General features: G+C 59.1%; 7 protein-coding genes. 2 read left to right on the top strand and 5 right to left on the bottom strand.

Translation table 11 applies throughout. From position 1 onward, the window contains the following. Positions 1-317: 317 nt before the first annotated feature. From VK574_RS06085 to VK574_RS06075, 3 genes are all read right to left on the bottom strand, one after another. Entirely contained in the window at positions 318-1433 is a 1116-nt protein-coding gene (locus VK574_RS06085) for a M20/M25/M40 family metallo-hydrolase (protein WP_472798925.1), read from the bottom strand. After that, entirely contained in the window at positions 1351-2103 is a 753-nt protein-coding gene (locus VK574_RS06080; protein WP_472798924.1) for a hypothetical protein, read from the bottom strand. The genes VK574_RS06085 and VK574_RS06080 overlap by 83 nt, the downstream gene beginning before the upstream one ends. A gap of 114 nt (positions 2104-2217) precedes the next feature. Then, complete coding sequence (locus VK574_RS06075; protein ID WP_472798923.1) at positions 2218-2829, bottom strand: hypothetical protein; 612 nt, start codon at positions 2827-2829, stop codon at positions 2218-2220. A gap of 242 nt (positions 2830-3071) precedes the next feature. Here VK574_RS06075 and VK574_RS06070 point away from each other — a divergent pair, with 242 nt between their 5' ends. Together VK574_RS06070 and VK574_RS06065 are read left to right on the top strand one after the other, a co-directional pair. Next, positions 3072-5408, top strand: a complete 2337-nt coding sequence (locus VK574_RS06070; RefSeq protein WP_472798922.1) for a DUF6600 domain-containing protein — start codon at positions 3072-3074, stop codon at positions 5406-5408. A gap of 408 nt (positions 5409-5816) precedes the next feature. Then, a complete protein-coding gene (locus VK574_RS06065) occupies positions 5817-6896 on the top strand; it encodes an aldo/keto reductase (RefSeq protein ID WP_472798921.1) in 1080 nt (359 codons plus the stop codon). Between the two features lie 84 nt (positions 6897-6980). Here VK574_RS06065 and VK574_RS06060 read toward each other — a convergent pair whose 3' ends face one another. Next, positions 6981-8033, bottom strand: a complete 1053-nt coding sequence (locus tag VK574_RS06060; protein ID WP_472798932.1) for an amidohydrolase family protein — start codon at positions 8031-8033, stop codon at positions 6981-6983. 158 nt (positions 8034-8191) lie between these two features. After that, positions 8192-8803, bottom strand: a complete 612-nt coding sequence (locus VK574_RS06055; RefSeq protein ID WP_472798920.1) for a class I SAM-dependent methyltransferase — start codon at positions 8801-8803, stop codon at positions 8192-8194. Positions 8804-8805 lie beyond the last annotated feature (2 nt).

Raw genomic sequence — 8805 nt, 5'->3', positions numbered from 1 at the left:
TTTGAACCTCCGACCCCCTGGTCCCGAACCAGGTGCTCTACCAGGCTGAGCCACTCCCCGAACTTGGTGTGCAGGTGCGTATCATCGGGCGCGGCCTGGTGCGTTTTCCCGCTTGGTACGCTCCGTTAAGTGTAGCAGAATCTCGGGCGCGATGCCCCGGCGACGGCATCGCTGTGTATGGTTGGAACTTGGAGAGATTTGGCGTCGCTCAGGAAGCAATGTCTGGATTGCGCCGGCAAAAAACTGAGCCCGCCCTGCGTGTAGCTGGACGGGCTTTGTTTAAAAGGCTGAAAAGGGTTACAAGGCCACAACCGAGCCTACTGCTTCTCTGGGGCGGCTGGCGGGTTTGCACCGGGGAAGATTCCCCCGATCGGTTCGCGTCGCTTCTGCTCGTCTAGCGGGTTGGGCAACGGTTTACGCGGTATCATCTGGTCGCGCTGTGCGGCGTTATAAACGAAGATCGCTTCCACCGTGGCGATCTGCTTCAGATCTGCAGCCTGCAAACGCTCAACGACATCCTGGTTGGAATGGTGGGTCCGGCTTTCGTAATCGAGATCATCCTGGATGAACTGGAAACCCGGGATGCCAACTGCGTCGAAGCTCAAGTGATCGGTCCCGCCGGTATTCCGCATCGTCAGCGTCGTTACGCCGAGGTCCTTGAGCGATGCGATCCATTGCGCAAAGATGGGAGCGACGGCAGCGTTGCCCTGCGTATAGATGCCGCGGATTTTTCCCGAGCCATTGTCAACGTTGAAGTAGGCGGAGACAAGTTTTTGCTCCGGCTTGACTTCGAGTGGGCCAGTGGCGCGGCGCATGAATTCAGGCAGAGCCACCTGGTCTGGCGCAGTGGAGAGCGCGGCAGAACCAAAGTGCTGCCTGCAGTAGCCCCTCGATCCGAACAGGCCCTCTTCCTCGCCAGTCCAGAGCGCGATGCGAATTGTGCGGCGCGGTTTGACCCCGAGCGCTTCTAAAATGCGCACGGCCTCCATGGCTACGATGGTTCCTGCTCCGTTGTCGGTGGCGCCAGTTCCGGCTATCCAGCTATCCAGATGGCCGCCGAGCATCACAACCTGGTCCTTCAGTTTTGGATCGGTGCCGGGAATCTCGGCGACGGTGTCATAGGCGTGCTCGTGCTCACCGGTGAATTTGGTATCGATATTGATCTCAACGGTCACGGGCACGTGCGCCTCTACGAGCCGGTCGAGACGTCCATAACTCTCGATGGCGGCGACAGCAACCGGAATCTTCACACGCTTGTCGGCCAGGTAGGGGGTTCGGCCGAGCGTCGCGCCGTTGTCATCGAAAAAGGTGCCGCCGCTACCGCCGCCATTCTTGCCATCGCGGCTGGGTTCAATCACCGCCGCGACTTTTTCGTCGGCGAAGAATTGCGCGATCTTGTCGATCATGCGCATGCGTTCCATAAACGTGCGCATACGTGCCTGCATCGCTGGTGGGAGACCACCACCTCCGCCGGTCACTGGAAACTCGGCGATCTCTTCGAGCTGCTGGTCTGTGTTGCGGTCGAAGAGGGGCCTTGTCCACGGGCGGAACTTCGCGCATGGCGCCGTAGAGGACAATTTTGCCGGCGAGCTTACCCTTGTATTGATCAAAATCCTTGTCGGCTTGGATATTGACGAAGACCACGTCGCCGGTAACGGGTCCGGGCGTTGCTGGGGACCACGGAGTTGACTGCAGAATCAGCACTGCCGTATCGGGGGTCACCATGCGAGCCCACGTGTTCATTTGCTGCCAGCCCAGGCCGAACTCGCCCCAATCTTCCAGATGAGCATTTTCAAGCCCGATCTTGGTCAGGGTGTCGCGTGTCCACTCATTGGCCTTCTTTGCATTGGGCGAACCAGTAAGGCGCGGGCCGATCCCGTCCATCAACGCTGAAGCAAATTCCATGACATGCGAGTGATTCAGGCCTTCATCCCGGATCCGCTCATACATCGACATGTCGAGGGACTCGGTGGCGGGCTGAACTTCAGCGTAGGGATCGACTGGGGCAGGTGACGGGGCCGGCTTCGGTTTTTCCGCGGCATAGAGAATCGCGGCAACCGCCAGCAGCGCCGCCGGGGAAAGGCGGGCGAGTGAAATGCGCATCTTCTGAGCTCCGATAGGGTGGGGTGTGATACCTGTGGAGGAATTCTATGGTATCCACCACCCCATTCGCGCGCAAAAAAATGCGGTTAGGGCACTCTGCAGACGTTGGTAGGCCTAGTCGCTCTTGCCTCCATCCGCCGCGGCCGGCAGATCGAGAGCGACCAGGGCGAATCGAGTCTTCCCGTCGAGGGGATCTTCAAATCCGACGATGTGCTGGTGGCGCTTGGAGCCAGCCTTAAGCTGAAGGCCCCCGTGGACGCCAAAATCCTTGTCATCGATCCGTACGTTTCCGTGATTCCCGCTGTCGCTGCAGGTCAGCCCTTCTGACGTTGCCGTGGGTGTGCCGACCGGAGCATTTCCCTGGCAGGTGATTACATCGCCGTAGCGGCCGAGGGACTTCTTATAAAACGCGGTCACCTTGTCCTGCGTGTCTGGAGTGGCATAATTCACAGCCCTGACGCGCAGCGTCCATTGACCGAAGCCCATGTTCACGTCGGCGGATTTGTCGTGCTCCTTATCTCTTACAATTTCAGCGCCCGGGTAGACAGGCAGCCCCAGATCGGCCGCGGATATTTGGTTGGTATTCACATGGACTCCACCAAACGGTGTGTCGACCTGAACGTTCTTTTCTTTCCCGTCCGCATCCTTATCCACATGGACTCGACAGCCCGCAATTCCGGTAGCCAAGGCTGTTCCCAACACAATACAGATCGCCTTTCGATTCATCAGATTCGCCCTCACTCTCTGTAGTACGGTGCGGCGCATCCGCCGGTTCCGCTGGTTCCCAAGCTTGCTCCAACATCTTTGTACTACTTTCTTTCGCAACGAGGGTTAGTATTCTCAGTAGTTTGTAGCCACAAGACTGGTTCACGTTCGAAATACGGGCAGTTAACAGATGTGTTTCTGGCACCTTGCCTCGTAGCCTTGGCGGATGAAACCGGCGACGTAGAAAACGAAAGGACCTTTGTATGTTTGCTCTCAGCTCCTCCAAACGATTCGCGCTTGCCGCCGTGTGCGCCGCAGCGATGGCAGCGGCAGCATCAGCTTGCGCTCAGGATGACCCTCCGCCGGAGGCTGGCCGCATTTCCTATATCTCAGGGAACGTATCCATACAGCCGGTTACCTCGGACGATTGGGGACAGGCGTATCCCAATCTTCCTGTCGGTCCCGGCGACCGCATTTTCACTGATTCCGACGGGCGAGCCGAAATCCAGGTTGGACAGACCTACGTGCGCATCGGGCCGAACTCGGATGTCACGCTCGTGGACGACTCTACCTTCAACATCAACTTTGGCATCGCCCAGGGTTCGATCCACCTGCACAGCTTCGGGCTGTGGCCAAGGCAACTGCTCGACATCAGCACGCCGAATGGCAATGCGGAATTCGGGAATGCGGGCGATATACGTGTAGACGTCCTGCCCACCGAGGGCGCGACCGTGTTCACCAATCTCGGCCAATTCGCAGACATTACGGCCGCTGGCGATTTTCGCCAGGAACTCAACTACGGCCAGTCCCTCGAACTTGCCGGGTCTAATCCCGTCTCTCCGCAGTGGCTGCAACCTGCAGGCCCCGACGATCTCGATTCGTGGAGCCAGCAGCGTGACCAGCAACTGGCGCGCGTTGCCTCGTTCCAATACGTCAGCCCCGACATTCCGGGAGCGGCCGACCTGGACGCGAGTGGCGACTGGCAACCTGCGACCGAGTACGGTGCGGTCTGGTTTCCGCGCAATGTTTCGGCAGATTGGGAGCCTTATCACAACGGGCACTGGATCAACCGCGATCCGTGGGGATGGGTGTGGGTCGAGGATGAATCGTGGGGCTACGCGCCCTTCCACTACGGCCGGTGGGTAAACTACAGCGGCAGGTGGGGCTGGGTGCCGGGACCGGTGAACGTGCGTCCGATCTGGTCGCCGGCGCTGGTGGTGTTTGCCGGCGGCGTTCACGTTGGCGGCGGAGGCGGCCTTTCTGCCTGGTTCCCGCTCGGACCGGGAGAAGCCTATCGCCCCTGGTATCGTTGCAGCCCGCGCTATATCGACCAGGTAAATATCACCAACATTCGCGAGTCTCAGCGAGTTCACGTTCAGAACACATACGTCAACGTCAACGTGACGAACATTACGTATGTGAACCAGACGCGCGGCATGTCGGCGATGCGTCAGGATGATTTTGCGTCAGGGAGGTCAATGCGGAATGTTGCGGTTCACGTCGATCCGCGTGAGATGCAGCAGGCTCGGCCCTTGGCTCGGCCGGAAGCAACTCCGTCGCCGCGAGCCTTTGTCTCGCGTCCAGTGACCCGTCCGGTTCCGGTTTCGATCCAGAGGCCAGAGCTGATCAATCAGCAAGGCAGGCAGATCGCGGCCAGGCCGGGGGCAACCCCAGTTGCCGCACCGGTAAGGCCGGCGCCCCCGATGCGGCAGTTGCCCGGTCGCACGATTGTGGCGGCCCCGGCGCATCCGGTTCAGAACGGCCCAGGGGGAGGCCGCTTTCCTGGAGTCCAAAACGGCCAGCAGCAACAACCCGGTTCGCCGACTGACGGCTTTCAGGGAAGAGCGCCGCGTGCAAACCCGGTGGGGCCGGTACAGGGAATCCAGCGGCAGCCACTGAATCCGCAACGGAACCCCAATCCGCCAACAAACAATAACAACAACGAGCGGCAGCCGGGTCAGCAGCCGGTGCAGCCGACCGGCCAGCCCACGGCTCCCCCGAACTATCGACAGCAAGATCGGTCAAACCAGGCGCCGAACAATAACGATCGTCAACCCGGACCGCAACCGGTCATGCCTGGAGTGCAGCCAACAGGCCGGCCGATGCAGCCGCCACCGAATTCGCAACAAGATAGGCCGAACCAGGCGCCGGGCAATAACGATCGTCAACCCGGACCGCAACCAGTCATGCCTGGAGTACAGCCAACAGGTCGGCCGATGCAGCCGCCTCCGAACTCGCAGCAGGATCGGCCGAACTATCAGCAGGATCGAAGGCCAAACCAGCCACAGCCCCAGAACCCGCCGCCGCAGCAGAATCGTCAGGACTTCGGCCCTGTACAACCGAACAAGCACACGGACCAGGCGCCTCCGCCGGCAAACAATCCGCCCCAGGGACGGCCGAGTCCTCCACCCCAGGAGCAGCGACAGGTGATGCCTCCGGAACGGCCGGTGTATCAGCCACAGGAAAGGCCGATTCCACCGTCAAATCCCCAGGCTGCTTCGCCACAACAAAACAAGCAGCAGAACGATCAGAAACAAAACAAGGATCAAAAGAAGGACGATAAGAAAAACGACAAGAAGGACGACAAGAAGCACGACTAAGCAAACTACAAATGAATCAGGGCCGCTACGCATCTAGCAGCGGCCCTTTTGCTTGAGGATTTGCACGATTCAGTGCCTGAAAGTGCAACGAATCTAGCCGGGAGAGCTCAAGAACCGGCTTGCCGGCATGGCTGCCAGCCGGTGAGATCAGTGTGCTTCGTGCCCATCCTCAGTCTTTCCATCGGCGGTGCCGCCGGTTGCCCACAGGATGCAGGCAAAGAAGACTGCTGCGATAACGGGTACGACAAGAAACGGGGAAGTGATCATGTTTAAGCTCCCTGAACCTTAGATTATCAAATCGACCGGTTTCTTCACGCAGGGCGCGGGAAACGCGGGCAGGCGCAGAGGTTTATGATGGATTCGCCCGAACCTTGAGCGAGCGTCCGTGTTCCAACGAGGAGCAACTCCATGAACGAGAACAATTCTGCATCGCCCCGCAACCGGGGCCGTCGCGACTTTTTGAAGATTGGCGGAGCCGCCACAGCGGCGCTGCTGACTCCTTCCGCATTTGCCGTAACGCCGAACAAGACGCTCCCAGACCTACCTTCAAACCCGCGGACACCAGAGGCCATGCCGACGCGCAATCTGGGCAAGACCGGCTATAAGGTCGGCATCTTTTCGCTGGGCGGTCAGGCCGCATTGGAGAAGCCCAAAAACTTCGACATCGCTGTGCCGATCGTTGAGCGCGCGCTCGATCTTGGCGTCAACTACATCGATACGTCGTCGATCTACGGAGGACCCGATCGCTGGAGTGAGCAATACGTGGGCAAGGTGATGGCGAAGCGCCGCAACGAGGCCTTTCTTGCGACCAAGACCAAGGAACGCACGCGCGATGGCTCGATGCGCATGATCGAGAGATCGCTCCAGTTGCTGCAGACCGATCACGTGGATCTCTGGCAGCTGCACGACGTGGGCACCACCTATGACGTCGGCCAGATCTTCGCAAAAGGCGGCGCCATGGAAGCGCTGCTCGACATGCAGCAGCAAAAAGTGGTTCGGTATCTCGGCATTACCGGACACTACAGGCCCGATGCACTGGTCGAGTGCATTCAGCGGCACGACTTCGATTGCATCCTGATGGCGATGAATGCGGCCGACCCGCATCACTACAGCTTCAACGATGCGCTGCTGCCGCTCGCGGTCGAAAAGCAGATGGGCATCATCGGGATGAAGATTCCGGGCCGCGGACGCATTCTATCCACCTGGACACCGCCACCGATCGAGCAGCAGAAGCACTCGTGGGAAGGCATGACGATCCAGACCGACAAGCCGGGCACGCTGACTATGCGCGAAGCTATGTATTACACGCTTTCGCGGCCGGTTAGCACGGTAATTATCGGATGCGATACGACAGCGCAGCTCGAAGAGAATGTGCACCTGGCGCGCAACTTCACGCCGATCAATGAAAAGCAGCAGACAGAGCTGGTAGCGAGGGCCGAGCCGTGCGCCAAGCCGTCGCTGTTCTTCCGGTTTTACGACCGGCCGTAGTGGATGCTGCAACCCTGAAGACGAAAGGCCTAAGCCGCGCGCTTTGGCCTTTTTCTTTCTGAGAGCCGGATCTTGCCATTATCCTCAGCGAATTCCTACCGTCCCCTTCACTGACTGGATGAGCGCAGCCGAGTCGTATCCGACGCCGTCTTTGAAAACCATCTCCACTTTTTCGACGTTCTCGATCTTGTCCGCAGGATTCCCGCCGAGCACCACGATGTCGGCCGCCTTGCCCGGAGCGATGGATCCGATCTCAGCGTCCTTACCCATATATTTCGCGCCGTTCAGCGAAGCAATACGGATGGCTTCAACCGGCGTAAATCCTGCCTCGACCAACAACTCGAGATTGCGCTGGTCGCCGTAGCCGGGCACCACGCCGCCATAACCGGTTGGATCGCAACCAGCCATCAGCAATCCGCCAGCCGCGACAAATTCATGCTCGAAGAGCATTTCCTTCTGAAGAAGCGTTTGCCCCAATTGCTGTTCAGCTCTGCTCGCGCGGACCGTAAGGTACTCTCTTGCGGCTTCGACGTTCAAGGTTTTCAGTGCGGCGCTTTCGCGTTCCATCGGAGGACGATTGCCGGCCATTGTTTCAAAAATGGCCAAGGTTGATGTGATCGCTACGTGGTGCGCAACCAGGTCTGCGATCATCTGGATGGCGAACGTGCCCTTGCCTTCAAGGTACGGCCCCGTGATGTCGAGCTTTGGCCCGGGAATTTTTCCAGCCTCGATAGCGCGCTTCAACTCGAGATCGGTGTACGGCTCGAGGCTGCCGCCAGTGCGTGCTGTCGTCACGCCACCGGCAAGGTAGAGCCGAGGAGCACTGTCTGCTGCCTCCGCGTAGAGGGCGAGCCCGTCGGCAGGGCGATCGGGCAGCGGATAGAAGAGATGCTCGTGCATCCCGACGAGACCGGGCATCACGGTCTTGCCCGTCATGTCCAGGACCTTCGCATTCGAAGGGTAGTCGCCGTGCGATTTGGCATCCTGCAAGGCGGTGATCTTTCCGCCTGCAATCAAGATGCGCATGTCCTCCTGCGGCGCGGCGCCAGTGCCATCGATGACACGCACATGATCGAGCATCAGCACCGGGGCGTCCTCTTTGATGTAGATCGCAAGAGGAGACTTGTGCTGAGCCACGCAAGACAAGCTAAGTGTCGCCGCGAAGCACAAAGTTGCTGCGCGCTGCAAAATTCGCATGAGATTCAGGCCGCCAGGGAAGAGATTCAGTTCCTCGCTGCAAGTCTCAGTCACCGTGCGGGCGGTGTCAATTGTGAATCGCGAAGCCCGCGCCAACTTCAGCCTCTTCTCTTCCTCATGACCCAGGTTGTCATACAGCGATAGTCCTGCACGATCGTGGTTTTCAGGGGATCGACGAGCACTGCATTCAACTCTTCGACGAGGTCCATCAGCATTTCTTCATCGACCAAAAACCATTTCGATCCGTCACCAACGACAAAGATATTTCCTCCCACTCTTTCAAAGTCCATGCCGATTCTTGATCCCAGCCGGCAGAACAGCATCCCGCCAGGCCTCAGGACTCGCCAGAGTTCTGCGATCATGCTTCGAAAGTGCTCCTCGTCGCGTGCGAAGTGGAGTACCGAGGAGCAAATGACAACATCCGCAAATCCATCGGCGAATGGCATCTTTTCGATGGGACCAACCCGGAAATTTTCACGTGGTAGCCCTGTCGCCAGCGATGCAGACAACTTGCGCACATGATCGACACCTTCAGCGTCTTGATCGAGCGCGAAGACCTCGCAGCCTTCTCGCAGCAGGTAAACCAGGTTTCGTCCATATCCGCATCCGGCATCGAGCACGCGCATGCCGGCCGCGATGTTCCCGCGCAAAATCTGGTCGAAGACATAGATATCGATCTGCCCGAACTGTTCCTGCACGGTCAAAGCCACGC

The organism is Occallatibacter sp. (assembly GCF_035317045.1).
GTDB lineage: Bacteria > Acidobacteriota > Terriglobia > Terriglobales > Acidobacteriaceae > Telmatobacter.
The sequence above is the reverse complement of the archived record's forward strand: the minus strand, read 5'-3'. Positions and strand labels throughout refer to the sequence as shown.

What these genes read in the sequence shown, in the direction of transcription:
- VK574_RS06075 (WP_472798923.1), bottom strand. Translation starts at nt 2,829, where the DNA reads ATGAATCGAAAGGCGATCTGTATTGTGTTGGGAACAGCCTTGGCTACC.
- VK574_RS06070 (WP_472798922.1), top strand. Translation starts at nt 3,072, where the DNA reads ATGTTTGCTCTCAGCTCCTCCAAACGATTCGCGCTTGCCGCCGTGTGC.
- VK574_RS06065 (WP_472798921.1), top strand. Translation starts at nt 5,817, where the DNA reads ATGAACGAGAACAATTCTGCATCGCCCCGCAACCGGGGCCGTCGCGAC.
- VK574_RS06080 (WP_472798924.1), bottom strand. Translation starts at nt 2,103, where the DNA reads ATGCGCATTTCACTCGCCCGCCTTTCCCCGGCGGCGCTGCTGGCGGTT.
- VK574_RS06085 (WP_472798925.1), bottom strand. Translation starts at nt 1,433, where the DNA reads ATGCGCACGTTTATGGAACGCATGCGCATGATCGACAAGATCGCGCAA.